Raw genomic sequence first — 16,876 nt, forward strand, 5'->3', positions numbered from 1 at the left:
AACGTTTTCTTTCCTCTAGTCTACCATGAAAGTGAGTATTTTAAAATAGGATAAGTGTCACATCTGATCCAACCTTTCTAATTCAGTTCATTTTTTTCAAGCCTAAAACAAAAGGCTGGGACAAAAGTCCTAGCCTCTTAATTGTTTTTGGATTGTCGAGCAAGATGCAGTGGTTGAGTGGGCTCTACTACGCTGATTTCATCAGCTTTTACAGCCCTACTCAACTGTGCGGAGGTGTGACGACGAAATCGAATTCTAACGAATGACCAATTTCTGTCCCACTCTCTAATTGTTATTCTTCATCCATTGACAAGACAGATAAGAAGGCTTCCTGTGGTACTTCTACAGATCCAATCGCTTTCATCCGTTTCTTACCAGCTTTTTGTTTTTCAAGAAGCTTGCGTTTCCGTGAGACGTCCCCACCATAACACTTGGCCAAGACGTTCTTACGAAGAGCCTTGATATCTGTACGGGCAACGATCTTATGACCGATGGCTGCTTGGATAGGCACTTCAAACTGTTGACGAGGGATAATCTTCTTGAGTTTCTCAACGATCAACTTACCACGTTCATAGGCAAAGTCCTTGTGAACGATAAAGCTGAGGGCATCGACGGTATCGCCATTGAGAAGGATATCCATTTTAACCAATTTAGATGGACGGTATTCAGACAACTCATAGTCAAAGCTAGCATAGCCACGAGTAGAAGATTTCAATTTATCAAAGAAATCAAAGACAATTTCCGCCAGTGGGATTTGATAAATGACATTCACCCGATTTTCATCGATGTAATCCATGGTCACAAAATCACCGCGTTTCCGTTGAGCCAATTCCATCACAGCCCCGACAAACTCTTGCGGCACCATGATTTGTGCTTTGACATACGGTTCTTCGATCGAAGCGATCTTGGTTGGATCTGGAAACTCAGAAGGATTTGAGACATCCAGTGCTTCTCCATCTGTCAAATTGACCTTGTAGATTACAGACGGTGCTGTCATGATCAAGTCAATATTGAACTCACGTTCCAAGCGCTCCTGAATAACGTCCATATGAAGAAGTCCCAAGAAACCACAACGGAAACCAAATCCAAGAGCTTGAGAAGTTTCCGGTTCAAATTGTAGACTAGCGTCATTCAATTGCAATTTTTCCAAAGCTTCCCGAAGATCATTGTATTTGTTAGATTCAATCGGGTAAAGACCAGCAAAGACCATCGGGTTCATCTGCTTGTATCCATGTAGTGGCTCACTTGCTGGATTGGTCGCTAGGGTCACCGTATCCCCGACACGGGTATCCGCAACGGTCTTGATAGAGGCCGCAATATAGCCAACGTCTCCCGTCGCAAGGAAATCACGTCCAACTGCTTTAGGAGTAAAAATCCCAACTTCCGTGACATCAAAGGTCTTGCCATTGCTCATGAGTTGGATCTTATCGCCTGGTTTGACCATGCCATTGACCACTCGGACCTGAAGGATTACCCCACGATAGGCATCATAAACGGAGTCAAAGATCAAGGCTTGAAGAGGGGCTTCAACATCACCCGTCGGTGCTGGAACTTTCTCAACGATCTGCTCCAAAATCTCTTCAATCCCGATACCAGCCTTGGCAGAAGCTAAGACTGCCTCGCTAGCATCTAGACCGATGACATCTTCTACTTCTGTGCGCACCCGTTCTGGATCTGCAGCTGGCAAGTCAATCTTATTAATGACTGGAAGGATTTCCAAATCATTGTCCAACGCTAAGTAAACGTTGGCTAGAGTCTGAGCTTCAATCCCTTGAGCGGCATCCACTACAAGAATGGCTCCCTCACAGGCAGCGAGCGACCGCGAAACCTCATAGGTAAAGTCCACGTGTCCTGGTGTGTCAATCAAGTGGAAGATATAGGTTTCCCCATCTTTAGCCGTGTAGTTCAACTCGATAGCATTAAGCTTGATGGTAATCCCACGTTCCCGCTCCAGGTCCATACTATCTAAAAGTTGGGCTTGCATCTCCCGACTAGACACGGTTTCGGTTTTTTCTAAAATTCGATCGGCCAAGGTTGACTTTCCATGGTCAATATGGGCGATGATCGAGAAGTTCCGAATCTTCTCTTGTCGTTTTTTTAATTCTTCAAAATTTGGCATAATCATCTTCCTAGTAAATTTAATCGTACTCTTCATTATAACAAAAAAGATAGGCCTTTGCCTATCTTAATTCATTATTTTCAAAAATCGCTTCTGCGTTTTATTTCCCTCATAACCTATTCGTTCGTAAAAGACATGAGCTTCTTTTCGATGAGAGGCAGAATTTAAACGGATAAAAGCATAATGCTTGCTTTTGGCAAGATCTTCAACTCGCTCCATCAATTGGCGACCAATCCCACGTCCTTGAGCAGATGGAAAAACCGCTAGACCTAAAACATTAAGCCCGGCGTCACTATAAAGACTTTCATAGACTTCTGCTTCCACATAACCAAGAATATGGCCTGTTTGGTCCTCTTCATAAACAAAGCAAAAATGATCCGAATCCGGCGAATTAAATTTATCAATCTGAGCTGCTACTTTCTCAAGGGTCGAATCATACCCCAATGCTTGGTGACATAAATCTCTGATTTGAGGAGCATCTTTGACTTGAACAGTACGAATCATACCTTCACCTCCATGAACTCTTTGCTCTTATCTTAGATCTTTTTCCTCAAAAAGTAAAGGAATGTCTGATAAAATTTAAAATGAAAATCCGATTTAGATCAAATTCATCTTTTTTCGCATTTCTCAGGGATTTCTATTTACTTTTTCGATTTAATTCATTATAATAGTAAGGGTAAATACAAGGAGGTGAGTACGTTGGCCAGAGGTCGTGGAAAAGCAAGCCCTCAAGACAAAGAGGCATTACGGATTATATCGGAAAAAATCAGAGAATTACTGAAAGAACAAGGAAAAAAGCAGATCGAATTATCTCGTATTACTGGAATCCCTGCAAGTACCCTGACTGGATATGTAAAAGGAACTTCTCTTCCCGTTCCTGAAAATTTAGAGAAGATTGCAGCCTTTTTCCAGGTAGCGGTTGCTGAAATTGACCCACGATTACGCAATGATTTTGTGGTCATTGATTCAGAGATTGAACGATTGTATAAACAGCTCGATGAAGGAAATCAAGAAAATCTTCTTTCTTATGGAAAGAGTCTCTTGACCCATCAGAAAGAAAGACAGAAGATTGAAAAGCAATACCACTCTTATTCTGTCTATGATTCTTTTGCAGCTTACCAAAATCAAAAGCAAGCTGATATCGTCTGGTTTGATCAAAAGATTCCTTACGATTTGGCTTTTTGGATTCATACGGATTCCCTCGAGCCTAAATACGAAAAAGGGGCTGTTGTGTTAATCAAGCAAACCTATTATGATCAGGCAGGGGCTATTTATGCCATTGATTTTGATGGACAAACTTTGATCAAACGTGTCTTTCGTGAGGCCAACGGTATTCGACTGGTTTCCCTCAATAAGAAATATAGTGATCAAATCATTCCACTAGATGAGGAACCTGGGGTGATTGGAAAAGTGATTGATGGCTTTGTGCCTCTTGATTTGGAGGAAATCAAATGATTAAATTAATTGCGATTGACCTGGATGGTACTCTCTTGCATGAAGATAAGTCGCTGTCTAAAGGCAATATCGAAGCTCTTCACAAGGCCCATGAAGCGGGCTATGATATTGTGATCTGTACGGGGCGCCCCTTAGCGGGTGTACGTCCTATCTTTGAAGAGATTGGACTTCCTGATGGTAACTACTATATGATTATCAATAACGGGTGTACAACCTTGTCTACTCAGAATTGGGAAATCATTGGCAAGGAAGAATTGAGCCTTGAGGACATGCACCGGTTGCAAGTTTTGACGGAAGATACAGACGTCCAGCTAACCTTATTTGACATGGATCACTACCTAGTGGTCGCACCTGAAGCCAGTGAACTGGTTACGATGGATGCGGGCATTGTTAATAGTAAACCGACACCTGTCTCAGAAGAGGATCTGCCCAACCTTGTTCCTATTTTTCAAGCCATGTATGTAGGAGAGCCTTCTGCTATTGATGCCTTCCAAGCTCAGCACGAGGCTGCATTAGAAGCTGATTTTAACACTGTTCGTTCACAGAATATCCTATTTGAAATCCTTCCTAAAGGCGCGAGCAAGGCTTCTGCTCTACAAGCATTAAGCCAAACATTAGGCTACAGTCGAGACCAGGTTATGGCTCTTGGAGATGCAAACAATGACCTTGAAATGCTACGTTTTGCTGGTTACAGCGTCGCTATGGGAAATGGCAATGCTGCTGTCAAGGAAATCGCAGATTTCATCACCCTGACCAATGATGAGGATGGCGTGGCCCATGCTATTCACAAATTAATTGAAACTGAAAAAGGAGAATGATCATGAAATACCAAAATTTGTTGGACCGTTTTATTACCTATGTAAAAGTTAACACACGTTCAGATGAAAATTCTACAACCACTCCAAGTACCCAATCACAAGTTGATTTTGCAACAAACGTCTTGATCCCTGAGATGAAACGCGTGGGCCTTCAAAACGTCTACTATTTGCCAAACGGCTATGCTATTGGGACACTTCCAGCTAATGATCCAAGCTTTACACGCAAGATTGGATTTATCTCTCACATGGATACCGCTGACTTCAATGCCGAAAATGTCAATCCACAAATCGTTGAGAATTATGATGGGGGTGTCATTGCCCTTGGTGACTCTGGTTTCACACTCGATCCAGCCGATTTTGCTCATTTGAACAACTACAAGGGACAAACCTTGATCACGACGGACGGTACTACTCTTCTGGGTGCAGACGATAAATCTGGTATCGCTGAAATCATGACAACTATTGAATACCTGACAGCTCATCCTGAAATCAAACACGGAGAAATCCGTGTCGGCTTTGGTCCAGATGAAGAAATCGGAGTCGGGGCAGATCAATTTGATGCAGAGGATTTTGACGTAGACTTTGCCTATACTGTCGATGGTGGTCCTCTTGGAGAGCTTCAATACGAAACCTTCTCAGCAGCTGGAGCTGAAATTACCTTCAAAGGGCGCAATGTCCATCCAGGTACAGCCAAAGGTCAAATGATCAACGCTCTTCAATTGGCCATTGATTTCCATAACAAACTCCCTGAAGGAGCACGTCCAGAATTAACCGAAGGCTATGAAGGCTTCTACCACTTGATGAATATTGATGGAACTGTCGAGGAAGCAAGTGCCAGCTACATCATTCGGGACTTTGAAACTGAAAGCTTTGAAAAACGCAAAGACCTCATGAAATCTATTGCCGATCAAATGAATGCGGAACTCGGTAGCGAACGCGTTCTCCTCACCCTCAAAGATCAGTACTATAACATGAAGCAAGTGATTGAAAAAGATATGACACCGATTACCCTTGCTAAGGAAGTCATGGAAGATCTTGGAATCACTCCAATCATTGAACCGATCCGCGGTGGTACAGATGGATCTAAAATTTCCTTTATGGGGATTCCAACACCAAATATCTTTGCCGGTGGCGAAAACATGCATGGTCGCTTTGAATACGTAAGCCTCCAAACCATGGAACGCGCAGTTGATACCATTATCGGTATTGTGACCAAAAAATAAGAAACAAAAAAGGATTCGGATAGATTGTCCGGATCCTTTATTGTCTATTAGAAAGCTTGACAATATCTTTGACCTGATCAATGGTCTGAATCAGGTGAAGGCTTGTCTCATTGATCGGAAGATAGTAGACTTTATCTGCCAAAGATTCTGTAAAAGGACGATTCGTGAGTAAGATCACCTGTTGTCCTTTTTCTTTCAGCTCTTTCACTTGCTTTCTCACCTTTTGGTAAAAACGCTCATCACTGATTTCTAAATCATCCACCAAGACACAAGCAGCGTCCAAAGCCAATGATTCATTGGTTCCGTTTTGGGTCAGATAATAGGATGCGCCCGCTTGTACCTCATATAAGCCAGCTGATGGCTCAACCGGAAGAAAGGCTGGGCTTGTTGCAACTTCTTCTTTTTCCATCGCTACAAGATTGGCTAGAACCTGCAAATAGACAGGTGCTAATTTACTCAAATCCAAGAGTTCCTCAAACTCAAAACCACGTTTCAAAGCTTCTAAGATATAGAAGAGCCGGTGGGGCATATGACGAGCAATTTTCTGGATTAATTCATCATCGCTCATTTCCTCAGGAAGGATGGTCAGCAAGTTCTTATCTTTAATGGTTTCTAGGGCTTGTTGATAAGCCTCATCGATTCTCTTCCCAAATCCATAAACTGCCCCATAAGAGTGAATTTGGGTATTGAGGCGGGCATTTTTAGCAGCATCAGAAAAAATCGGAATCTTAAAGAAAATATAATCCAAACTCGGTTCGTAAACAGCCTTTAGATCTTTTAATAGGGGATGAGGCAAATGCTCGAGAGACCGCCCTAATTGCAGCTGAACTCCTTGCTCAAACAAGGAATAGCCCAAGCCCATTGAGGCCAGCGAGATACTGTCTGAAGCAAATGGATTAACTTCTAGGATATAAAAAGCATAGCTCGTCGGATCTAGAGCAAACTTGATCGAAATGGCTCCTGTCAGCTTCAAATAGCGACTGATGTGGATCGCTGCTTCACGAAGATTTTGAAACTCCCGGTCAGTCAGGGTGACCGCTGGCATAAATTGATAAGAGTCACTAGAGTGGATCCCGACAGGATCAATGCTTTCAATAGAGGCCGCCAGGTAGTGATTGTCTTCGCGATCGCGCATGACGACAAAATCCAATTCCTTAAAGCCATAGGTCGAAAATTCTAGCAAACACTGCTGACTTGGAGAGACTGAAAGTCCTGTTTCTACTGCTTCGCACAAGTCATCCAGGTTATGAGCAATCTTTCGCCCCTGCCCTTGCTTACTCGCTACCGGCCAGATCATAATAGGAAATTGAATGCCTTCAGAAAACTCGATGGCTTCGCGAACAGAACCAACTAGTGCGGAAGCGGGTACCTGATAGCCCAACTCTTGAAAGAGGCGTCGTTGATCCGCCTGCTGATAAAAGGTCCGGTAGCGTTGGAGGCTCGGTCCGATAATCCTAATCGATGCGTCTTTGAAAAATCCAGTTTCTTCCAAACGAAACAAGAGGTTCAAAATCTGTTTATCCGCAAAGGTTAGGAGCAAACGAGATCCTGTATAGGAAAGAAGAGTCGTCCTAAGAGCATCCAACTTGAGCTTACTGACTACAACCTGTTCTCCAGCTTCCTGTGTGATAGCATTTTCTTCACCCAGATAAAGGACAAGAGCATTCCCGTCCTTGTCATTGAGCTTTTGTGCTTCATTTACCGCAGCCAAGAGGCTAATATCCTGATAAGAATCTCCACATAGGAGAAGCAATTTCTGGTTTTGTTTCATCATTCCTTCTCCCTTCTACTTTCGTGAATTTTGGCATCAATCAATTCTAAAAATTCATCGTAAAAATAGAGATTTTCCCTTGGCCCTGGACTCGCATCCACTTGGAATTGAACCCCTAAAATCGGTTGGTAACGATGGCGAAAAGCTTCGATACTATGGTCATTGACGTTTTCATGCGTGACCAATAAATCATGAGGCAGACTATCTCTGGCAATACTATACAAATGATTTTGACTCGTTATCTCGATTTTTCCTGTCGCAATTTCACGAACAGGAATATTTAATCCGAAGTGTCCAACTTCCATGGGAGCTAGCTCCGCTCCATAAGCTTGAGCCAGTACCTGTGCTCCCAAGCCCATGCCCCAAATCGGAATTTGACCATTGATTTTTTGAATCAAGCGGCAGAGTTTTTTCACCTGATGGGGATCTCCAGGCCCACTGGATAAAATAACGCCATCGGGCTGCTGTTCCATCAGTTCATCATAAGAGATGTCATAGGGATAGACCGTGACATTACAGTCCCTTTGACTCAGCTGGCGTAAGACAGAGTGTTTGACACCTAAATCAATCAAGGCAATACTCTTTCCAAAACCTGGTACAGCATAGGCTGTTTTTGTCGAGACTTGACGCACTTGGTTTTTGGGAAGCACTGTCGCTCGCAACTGATCCAGGATATGCTCGATCGAATCCCCCTTGTTAATGACAGTCGCCTTCATCCGTCCATACTTGCGGACAATTTTTGCTACCTGTCTCGTATCAATCCCTACAATACCAGGGATTTTTTTTCGCTTCAAGAATTCATCCAAGGTCATCTGCTGCCGCCAATTGCTCGGCATCTCCACCAGATGCTGAACCACTACTGCTAAACAAGTGGGCGTAATCGATTCAGAATCGTCCCGATTGATCCCTGTTGCGCCAATAACTGGAAAGGTAAAGGAGAGGATCTGGCCACTAAAAGCCTGATCCGTGATCAATTCTTGATAGCCTGTCATGGCTGTCGTAAAGACCAATTCACCAGTCACATATAAGTCTGCACCAAAGGCTTCTCCTTCAAATACAGTCCCATCCTCTAGGACCAATAATCGTTTCATCGAACCCCTCCCTTCTTTTACACTAATCCAATTTTATCATAGTTCCTCAAAAAAAGGAAAGTCAGATTCCATGTAGCTCTCTACTCTGTCCTCTTTCTTTCCTTTCAATGAATTGTCAGTTTTCTTATTTTGCACCGCGACCTTTAAGGACGGCTTCAATGATGGCCATACGGACAAAGACACCGTTGGTCATTTGTTCTACGATGCGTGATTTAGGAGCTTCTACCAAGTGGTCCGCAATTTCAACGTCACGGTTGACTGGTGCTGGGTGCATCAAGATCGCTGTATCTTTCATACGGTCATAACGTTCTTGAGTCAAACCATGAAGACGGTGGTAGTTTTCTTTAGAGAAGAGTGATTCGTAATCATGACGTTCGTGTTGCACACGCAAGAACATCATCACATCTACTTCTTCAATGACTTCATCGATAGTGACGAAACTTCCATAGTCTTCAAATTCCGCACTTCTCCATTCGTCTGGACCTGCAAAGTAAAGGGTTGCTCCCAAACGTTTCAAGATTTGCATATTTGATTTTGCCACACGTGAATGATCCAAGTCCCCAGCGATACAAACTTTCAAGCCATCAAAGTGACCGAATTCTTGGTAAATGGTCATCAAATCAAGCAAGCTTTGACTTGGGTGTTGACCTGAACCGTCCCCACCATTGACGATAGAGGCTGTGATCGTTGGGCTTTCAACCAATTCTTTGTAGTAGTCCACTTCAGGGTGACGGATGACACAGACATCTACTCCAAGAGCTGACATGGTCAAGATGGTATCGTAAAGTGTTTCCCCTTTGTTCACAGAACTTGTCTTCACATCAAAGTCAAGGAGATCACATCCCAATTTCAACTCTGCCACTTCAAAGGCTTTGTGGGTACGAGTTGAAGGTTCAAAGAAAAGGTTTGAGATGATGTGTTGGTCTTCGTAGGATGCTTTAGCTCCGTTTTTGAACTCAATCCCACGTTTGATCAATGCCATTACTTCTTCATTGGTAAGAGTTTCCATTGAGACAAGGTTTTTAAGAGCGATTTGATTTTCAGACATGTTGATTCTCCTTTTATAATGTGAATGCAAATAGTTTATAATTTGTTTAAGCTTCTTTGATGAGGACGCGGTCTTGACCGTCTAGCTCCACCATCTCGACAATGATTTCCTCTGACTTACTTGTCGGGATATTTTTCCCAACAAAGTCCGGACGAATCGGCAACTCCCGATGCCCACGGTCGACTAGAACCGCAAGACTCACTCGAGCAGGACGACCGTGACTGACCAGATTGTCAATGGCAGCTCGAATCGTGCGACCTGTATAGAGGACATCATCGATCAAAATGACTTCTCTATGAGCGATATCAACTGGTAAGACCGTTGTATCCTCAGTCGCCTTCATGTCATCTCGGAAAGGCTTGGTATCTAGTTCTGCTACAGGGACATCGATTTGTTCCAGCTGAGAGAGGCGTTCTTGGATCCGGCGAGCGATGTAAACACCACGCGTCTTGATCCCCACCAGCACAATCTGGCTCAAATCTTTGTTTCGTTCAATGATTTCGTAGGTGATCCGGGTAATGGCCCGTTTCATCGTCAAATCATCAACGACTTCTTTGGTTTTCATTCAGTCCTCCTTAGTTGTAAAAGAAAAACCTCCTTTTTCAAGGAGGTTCAGCAAATGAATGGTCTAAGAGGATAGAGTCTCGCCCTATGGTCCTAGCCATTGTTTTTCACAGTCTCCTTGCCTGCCTCACGGGACAGGATTAAAGGATTTATTTAATTGAGATAACTATATCACAGTTTCAAACGACATGCAAGAAAAAACTCAACATTTTTCAAAAAAATTTAAAAACATGACTTTTCGTCTGAATAATGTTCGGCTTTTACTAAGAAACAGCCGATTTCCGCTTGATATTTTTAATCCCATAGAGCACATAGCCAGCTAAGAGGTAAGCGATAAAGATGATCACCACCCATTTGCCCACAAAAGCCCAGCCGTATTTATTAACATTGATAAAGAAATAGGCAAAGGGACTATCTTTTGCACCTGGAATTGGCCACTTCAAGACCAATCCATTGAGAAGGGCAAAGAGCATGTAAGCCAGGGGAATCGAGGTCCAAAGGAAGGGATCGAGCTTACGGTATTGCTTGGCTTTATCAATCACTAGAGTATCAAAGAAGAACATCAAAGGAACGATGTAATGACAGAGGAAGTTTTCCAAACGATAAAACTTCTCTGGTGTCGCAATAGGCGCCAACATAAAGTGGTAGATGACACAGGTGATCATAATGGACATGGTAACTGCGCCTTTCATACGAAGGTAGCCCTGAGTCTGGGTCGAACGACCTCGAACCATGCGCCAAACCATGTCTCCCATAAAGAACATGACCAACATATTGGATAAAATGGTGTAATAGAGCATCATGCCAAAGCCACCATGCTTGGTCAGTTGCAGATAAACACCGAGTACACTTAAGATAAACAATAGAAAACGATAGCTAAATAATAGTTTGAATTTCATAGTATCCTCCTGAAAGAAAAGGGGCTAGGCCCTTCTTCTTATCTTTAGATTTTCTTCACAAATTCTGATTTGAGTTTCATTGCACCAAAGCCATCAATCTTACAATCGATGTTGTGGTCTCCTTCCACGATACGGATATTTTTCACGCGCGTACCTTGTTTCAAATCTTTCGGTGCACCCTTCACTTTCAAATCTTTGATCAAAGTCACTGTATCGCCATCAGCCAATTTGTTTCCGTTGGCATCAATCGCTACGACACTCTCTTCTTCTTCGACCTCAGCTGGGTTCCATTCATACGCACACTCTGGGCACACCAAGAGCGCTCCATCTTCATAGACGTATTCAGAGTTACATTTTGGACAGTTTGGTAAGTTATTCATTTTTATCTCCTTATTCAAATTAACTTTCATAGTATACCATGAAAGCGAAAATTTGACAAATCCTGCTCGACTGTAGCATTTTCAAGAAAAAAGGAGGCGACTTGGCCTCCCTACATAGATAATATTTTTCAATCTTCCTGCAATTCTTGAATATCTCGAATCACGCGCACACCTGCTTGATTCTGCTCTCGCAGTTCAACATCAGAGTATGGGAAGGTATTGATCAAGATACTCTCCATCCCGATACTTTGGGCAACAGCGACATCTGTCGTAAAGTCATTCCCCACCATGACCGTTTTCTCAGGGTTCAACTGGTGTTCTTTAATGACTTCCAAGAGGAACTCTGGCTGAGGTTTACGAATACCTGCATCAGAGGACAAGTAAATGTCATGGAATAGATCTCTCAAACCAACCAAATCAATCTCTGGATTGGTAAAATCTGCTTGGGCATTGGATAAGAGAAAGATTCGGCAACCTGCAGCTTTCATATCCTCTAAAACTTCTTTCGTGTGAGGATAAAGCTCCAACCGCTTGCGAGAAAGGATACGGAAAGTCCTCGCAATCAAGCGTCCCCACTCTTTGAGGTGGGCAACACTGTTTCCACTTGGATGACCTTCTAAATACAATTGCACAAAGATGACCGTCAGATCAATCTCTGGATAGGCAACCTGCTTATCCTTGGCGATTTCTGCTTCAGCTTGTTGCACCAACTCTTTATAACGCAGTCGCAAGCCTTCTCCTGTGTAGCTTGCCCCGTAGGATTGGTAGATCTGAGCCATGGTATCCCATAAAATGGGACTCGACTCATCAGTTTCGATGTCGACCAAGGTTCCATAAAAATCAAAAATATAGTTTTTAAATGCGTACTTGTGCGGATTCATCTCTCACTCCCGTAACAAACATCGTAAAGGTTGCCTTGCAGACATTGGCCCCGTCTTGATTGGTAATATCGACATCCACAACTCTAGTCGTCCGTCCACTGTGGACGCATTCGCCATGGATCGTAAGGACATCCCCCAGACGCCCTGCTTTCAAGTAATTGATCGAGGATTGCAAGGTCACCCCATCGACCCCTTGAGAAACCACGACCAAACCACTGACTTGGTCACACAAGGTAAAGAGATAGCCTCCGTGCGCATTTCCATAATAATTGAGCGAGGATTCCACGACCTTGGTTGTCACCACTACATGGCCATCTCTCATCTTTTCGATTTCGTAATTTTCAAATGCAGCAATTGCATCAAAGTGAAAATCTTTCATATACTTGCCACCTTTTCTAGCATCTTTTCAACTCCTCTATCATACTACAATTAAGGAGTAGATACAAGCGAAGGGGCAATTCCTTAGAAGCAGAAAAGGAGACTCCAACTAAGTAAGAAGACGATACTAGGCACAATATATTTTCTTGGGTGCTTCCAACATTCCCTCTTTAAATTCCATTTTCTTAAAGGGAAATAGATTTCAATAAGTAAGTGCAAAAAAGCTTCCACTACTGCTAGAATCATGACTCCTAGTAAAAATAGAATCCCCAAGTCAGGCATGACCACCATTTTTAATAATAGAGCAACAAATAGATTCACAGCTAAGAAATAAGTCAGCAATACACGGTAATACATCAAGTAAAAGAACCGACTCTTAGGAAGTGACTTAACATGATCAATCAAATCTTTATCCGCGGAAATGAGGGTGGTTAATGGCGTATTGACAGAAGCCATCGTTAAAAGAATGATGATTTTTAAAGGAGCATCATAATCCTGTATCAGAATGAGAAGGAGGAAGATGAGAGTAAAGACAAAATTGATGGAAAAATAGCGCTCTTGAAACAAGGAAAGCCAAAAATAATTGCCACTTCTTCTCTTTGCGACGAGCAACTGATCATTTTTTGAAATCGCGACCAGGTCCTCATTTTTAAAAATTAAGACAGCAAGGAGGGCTGACAGTAAGATCATATAGGACACTTGTTGGACCCATAAAGAAAATACTGTGAGAACAGTCGTTACAAAAATGAGCACCCCTCCTAGAAAACTGGGCCTTGTATTGAACTGGATAAAGACATAAAACACACTCAATACCACCAGTAAAGATAGGTGGACAAGCTTAAAGGATTGTGGCAGGTCTAACTTGACTCCCAAAAAGAGGATCAATAACAGCACGCGCTCTAACAAATTGAGAAGAAAGGTTACTGTCAGAAAAGAACCTTTGAAACGATTGAGAGACAACGGAAGCTGGTAATAGGCCTGGACCCTGTCCATCGAAAAGTAGGAATACAACAATTGAAAGGTTGATAGAGCAGTGACAATAGCCGTACTGATCAATAAGACTTGAAAGCTCGTAGAAAATTTGCCCCCAACAACATGGTAATAAAGAGCAAATGCTAAGGAAGTCAAGAACAAAAAGAGCCGATTTTTGGATACCAAATCTCTAAAAATTGCTAGTAGCATGCTCTACCCCCTTTGACGATTGACGTCATGAAACCAATCTTCTAAATTCGATTCGATCGCGTCTAGGTGACCATCTTCAATAGTATAAGCTGTATCACAGACTCGAACGATACTCTCTGCGATATGCGAACTCATCAGAATAGAGCCTTCTTCTTTATACTGCAATAGTAAACCATATAGAAATTCTGTCGCATCAAAATCAAGGCCATCAAATGGTTCGTCCAAAATAAGGAGGGGAGGTTTGAGATAAAAAGCTGTGATCAAGAAGACTTTCTTCTTATTTCCCGTTGACAAACTACCGATATCGGTGTTGAGAAATTCTTCAAAATGAAAACCTAAGATCAGGTCCTACAATACCTTTTCATCTCTCTTTCGATGATACAAACGACAGACAAAATTAAAATAGTGAACAAAATCCCAGTTTAAAAAACTATTGTTTTCAGTAAAAACTGTATAGGTACGGCTCTTATAGAAATTCGTATGAAAAGAGGTCGCCTTATCTTCTATGGTAACAGACTCAACTGCATACTGCCGATGATCAAAGACACTGCTTAAAGCTTTTAGCAAGGTTGTCTTCCCAGCTCCATTTCGACCAATCAACCCTACTACAGAATGATTGGGTACAAGCAGATTCGTGTCTTTTATAACGGGCTTGTCTTTTTTATACCAAACATTTAGCCCCTTGATGTTTAAACACTCACTCTTCATCGACGCACTCCTTTATATAGGTAAGAAGCCCCAACCAAAAGCAACAGCAAAGCGTACAACCATTCCTTTTGAAAGGCAAAGACTAAGGCACCGATCAAGAAGCAAATTCCTATAAGGATTCTAAATTGTAATTTCATATCTTGCCTTCTTTCTATTCACAGTATGAAAGATTACAATTGTATTTTATGCTTATACTATAGTACTTTTTCTGAGCAGATTCAAGCACGAATGGAATATTCTTTCTTCTTTTACCTTACAAGCAAAAAAAGCTAGATACCTCTAGCTCTTTGCTTAAAATCTTAATTTTTCCCAGTCGTCGTCTGTCCGTTTGCGATAATAGAACTCAGACAAGTCCGGGTCTTCCATCACTTCCAGCAGAGGAAGCATGTCGTAGGACAAGTCCAACTTTTCTAATTGGTCCTTCTCAACCCAAGAAACTTCTCCTTCTTCAGATGATCTGAGCTGGCCTGTAAATTCTGTCGCTTTGTAGCAAAAGACAATATAGCGGCCTCCCTCATCTGGCTCCCAGTCTTTGACTGCGACCAGTTTTGGATCTGCAATTGTCAGTCCTGTCTCTTCGTAGACTTCACGAATGACGGATTCTACAAGGCTTTCTCCTTCTTCGATATGGCCACCTGGAAAAGCATGGCCAGCCCAGTGAGTCTTTTCAGGTGAGCGGTATTGGAGGACTACTTTTCCATTCGTAGGATCTTCTACCAAACAAAGATTGGTAAGTACAGTAGATGTTGCGCGTGACATAAATTTCCTTTCTATGATATTGACAATTAATCAATATAAATTTTTTTCTTTATCTCTTTTTTCATCACAAAGGGATTTACCAGCTCATGGTATTCATCATAGGCATCCAAAAAAGAGCCTCTCTGAAAGACAATTGACTTCTCTTTTAAATAATATTCCGAGTGAATCGTTACCGGACCATGGCCATCAAAGGTAAAAAGCAACTCAATGAAAAATGCTAGGATCAGGCTAGCAAAGAGACTCAAGAGAACACTCACAAGATTCTTCCAATTTGGTGCATGTTTTCGATAGAAGCGATACCAGCTGTGACATAGAATAGTCACAGCCCCTAGATACAACCAGGGATTCCAGAGGAGCGGCGTAAAGGCACAACCATTGAAGTCCAAAAGGAAGTTAGCAAAAACAAAAAGCAACAAAATCAGATACAAGATTCGAAACAGGTTCCGATACTTTCTCATGTTGATCTCTCTTTCTTAGTAATTGGTTTAAACTGGATCTCCTAAAGTAACATCAACAGAATATGATAACCTAACCGGAGCCAATGTTCTATAAGGGGCGTATCCGGATCATTTTTTTTGCTGTCTAAGAATAGACTTAGCGATAATAAAAGTAAGCTAAGTGCTATAACTATTTTAAGAACCAATCTCATACCACCAAGAGCTAAAGAAACTATTGAACCAATTAGTGGTAAAGGGGAAAATATAAATGCCACTATGCCGAAATAGATCTTAATCAATGATAAAACCAATAAACCATAAACAACAATCTTCGTAAATAGAGAGACTCTTTTATCTTCTTTTTTCAGTTTTGAAATGAAATAGATGACATAGATCATATACATAAACAGCAACATATTTATTTCCCCTATTTCCCATGGATTTTAATTCTATTTTATCCAACATCCGTTAAGAATACAACCGCTTGCCTAGAAATGTCCAACAAAGACAAGGACAGGATCAGAGTTTCTTCACTTCTGCTGCGACCTTTTGGAGATGCTGTTCCCGCATGCTAGCAGTGTTCACATCCCGTCCAACCTCTCCCAAGATACACACGCGTTTGGTTTTAATCCCACAGTGGTTCAAGACGGCATTTTTCAAAACAGAGATGCCATAACTATCCGGAATGTTGAGAGGACCTGAAAAGATCTTATACCACCAAGTAGGCGCCATGGAGGTCGCATAAATACTGGCCGTTTTCCCTTTTAGCAACTTCTTGAATTGCTTGCCTCTCAGGTAATTCCAGATAAAGCTCCCCTGATCATTAGCCGAGTAGGCAATCCCCGGTGTAAAGACCCGATCAATCCATCCTTTCATAAGGCTCGGCATACTACTCCACCAGATAGGATAAACAAAGATGAAATGATCTGCCCATTGGATCCATTCTTGAGAACGAAGGATAAAGGAATCTTCCTCCATCCGCTTTCGATAACCATAGCGAAGGACAGGATCAAAGTCCTCTTCATTGAGATTGATCACTTTAAGCTCGTGGTGATTTGAGTCAATAGTTTCGACAATGGTTTGAAAAATAGCCTGACAGTAACTTTCCTTATCTGGATGCCCATTGATGACTAGAATTTTCATTCGACTTCTCCTTCATTTCT

Annotated in this window: 18 protein-coding genes and 1 pseudogene; 3 read left to right on the plus strand and 16 right to left on the minus strand. The window is 42.1% G+C overall.

Annotation, left to right across the window (positions count from 1 at the left end; translation table 11 throughout):
- Positions 1-292: 292 nt before the first annotated feature.
- Both lepA and HMPREF2918_RS05900 read right to left on the minus strand, forming a co-directional pair.
- Positions 293-2,119, minus strand: coding sequence for a translation elongation factor 4 (gene lepA, locus HMPREF2918_RS05895; RefSeq protein WP_009731117.1), 1,827 nt, complete (start codon positions 2,117-2,119; stop codon positions 293-295).
- A gap of 66 nt (positions 2,120-2,185) precedes the next feature.
- The gene (locus tag HMPREF2918_RS05900) at positions 2,186-2,623 is read right to left on the minus strand and encodes a GNAT family N-acetyltransferase (RefSeq protein WP_049493053.1); all 438 of its coding nucleotides are present in this window, start codon (positions 2,621-2,623) and stop codon (positions 2,186-2,188) included.
- 195 nt (positions 2,624-2,818) lie between these two features.
- Between HMPREF2918_RS05900 and HMPREF2918_RS05905 the strand changes: the two genes are divergently transcribed.
- Genes HMPREF2918_RS05905 through pepT form a run of 3 tightly spaced genes read left to right on the plus strand, consistent with a single transcriptional unit; the run spans position 2,819 to position 5,615 of the window.
- Positions 2,819-3,574, plus strand: a complete 756-nt coding sequence (locus HMPREF2918_RS05905) for a LexA family transcriptional regulator (RefSeq protein ID WP_031577084.1) — start codon at positions 2,819-2,821, stop codon at positions 3,572-3,574.
- The gene (locus HMPREF2918_RS05910) at positions 3,571-4,392 is read left to right on the plus strand and encodes a Cof-type HAD-IIB family hydrolase (protein ID WP_070594858.1); all 822 of its coding nucleotides are present in this window, start codon (positions 3,571-3,573) and stop codon (positions 4,390-4,392) included. Before HMPREF2918_RS05905 ends, HMPREF2918_RS05910 begins: the two co-directional genes overlap by 4 nt.
- Positions 4,393-4,394: 2 nt before the next feature.
- Positions 4,395-5,615, plus strand: a complete 1,221-nt coding sequence (gene pepT / locus HMPREF2918_RS05915) for a peptidase T (protein WP_070594859.1) — start codon at positions 4,395-4,397, stop codon at positions 5,613-5,615.
- A 37-nt stretch (positions 5,616-5,652) separates the two neighbouring features.
- Here pepT and HMPREF2918_RS05920 read toward each other — a convergent pair whose 3' ends face one another.
- The 14 genes and pseudogenes from HMPREF2918_RS05920 to HMPREF2918_RS05985 all read right to left on the minus strand — a co-directional run bounded on the left by HMPREF2918_RS05920 (position 5,653) and on the right by HMPREF2918_RS05985 (position 16,856).
- Entirely contained in the window at positions 5,653-7,389 is a 1,737-nt protein-coding gene (locus tag HMPREF2918_RS05920) for an ATP-binding protein (protein WP_070594860.1), read from the minus strand.
- On the minus strand, positions 7,386-8,477 hold the full coding sequence (locus tag HMPREF2918_RS05925) for a carbamoyl phosphate synthase small subunit (RefSeq protein ID WP_070594861.1): 1,092 nt from the start codon (positions 8,475-8,477) through the stop codon (positions 7,386-7,388). The genes HMPREF2918_RS05920 and HMPREF2918_RS05925 overlap by 4 nt, the downstream gene beginning before the upstream one ends.
- Positions 8,478-8,601: 124 nt before the next feature.
- Complete coding sequence (locus HMPREF2918_RS05930) at positions 8,602-9,525, minus strand: aspartate carbamoyltransferase catalytic subunit (RefSeq protein ID WP_003001617.1); 924 nt, start codon at positions 9,523-9,525, stop codon at positions 8,602-8,604.
- A gap of 46 nt (positions 9,526-9,571) precedes the next feature.
- On the minus strand, positions 9,572-10,090 hold the full coding sequence (pyrR, locus tag HMPREF2918_RS05935; RefSeq protein ID WP_003001719.1) for a bifunctional pyr operon transcriptional regulator/uracil phosphoribosyltransferase PyrR: 519 nt from the start codon (positions 10,088-10,090) through the stop codon (positions 9,572-9,574).
- Positions 10,091-10,352: 262 nt separating this feature from the next.
- A complete protein-coding gene (locus HMPREF2918_RS05940; protein ID WP_070594862.1) occupies positions 10,353-10,988 on the minus strand; it encodes a Pr6Pr family membrane protein in 636 nt (211 codons plus the stop codon).
- A 44-nt stretch (positions 10,989-11,032) separates the two neighbouring features.
- Positions 11,033-11,368, minus strand: a complete 336-nt coding sequence (locus HMPREF2918_RS05945) for a zinc ribbon domain-containing protein YjdM (RefSeq protein WP_070594863.1) — start codon at positions 11,366-11,368, stop codon at positions 11,033-11,035.
- Between the two features lie 128 nt (positions 11,369-11,496).
- The gene (locus HMPREF2918_RS05950) at positions 11,497-12,249 is read right to left on the minus strand and encodes an HAD family hydrolase (protein ID WP_070594864.1); all 753 of its coding nucleotides are present in this window, start codon (positions 12,247-12,249) and stop codon (positions 11,497-11,499) included.
- Entirely contained in the window at positions 12,224-12,628 is a 405-nt protein-coding gene (locus HMPREF2918_RS05955) for a PaaI family thioesterase (RefSeq protein ID WP_003016342.1), read from the minus strand. Before HMPREF2918_RS05955 ends, HMPREF2918_RS05950 begins: the two co-directional genes overlap by 26 nt.
- An 83-nt stretch (positions 12,629-12,711) precedes the next feature.
- Positions 12,712-13,809, minus strand: coding sequence for a hypothetical protein (locus HMPREF2918_RS05960; RefSeq protein WP_070594865.1), 1,098 nt, complete (start codon positions 13,807-13,809; stop codon positions 12,712-12,714).
- 3 nt (positions 13,810-13,812) lie between these two features.
- A pseudogene (locus tag HMPREF2918_RS05965) lies at positions 13,813-14,517 on the minus strand (ATP-binding cassette domain-containing protein).
- Positions 14,514-14,654: a hypothetical protein gene (locus HMPREF2918_RS11365; protein WP_003001697.1), complete on the minus strand. Its 141-nt coding sequence runs from the start codon at positions 14,652-14,654 to the stop codon at positions 14,514-14,516. Before HMPREF2918_RS11365 ends, HMPREF2918_RS05965 begins: the two are co-directional and overlap by 4 nt.
- Positions 14,655-14,808: 154 nt before the next feature.
- Positions 14,809-15,276: an 8-oxo-dGTP diphosphatase gene (locus HMPREF2918_RS05970; RefSeq protein ID WP_070588934.1), complete on the minus strand. Its 468-nt coding sequence runs from the start codon at positions 15,274-15,276 to the stop codon at positions 14,809-14,811.
- Between the two features lie 26 nt (positions 15,277-15,302).
- Positions 15,303-15,734, minus strand: a complete 432-nt coding sequence (locus HMPREF2918_RS05975) for a hypothetical protein (protein ID WP_070588933.1) — start codon at positions 15,732-15,734, stop codon at positions 15,303-15,305.
- Between the two features lie 498 nt (positions 15,735-16,232).
- The gene (locus HMPREF2918_RS05985) at positions 16,233-16,856 is read right to left on the minus strand and encodes an NAD(P)H-dependent oxidoreductase (protein ID WP_070594866.1); all 624 of its coding nucleotides are present in this window, start codon (positions 16,854-16,856) and stop codon (positions 16,233-16,235) included.
- Positions 16,857-16,876 lie beyond the last annotated feature (20 nt).

Source organism: Streptococcus sp. HMSC065C01 (genome assembly GCF_001813525.1).
In the GTDB taxonomy this organism is placed as follows: Bacteria; Bacillota; Bacilli; order Lactobacillales; family Streptococcaceae; genus Streptococcus; species Streptococcus parasanguinis_V.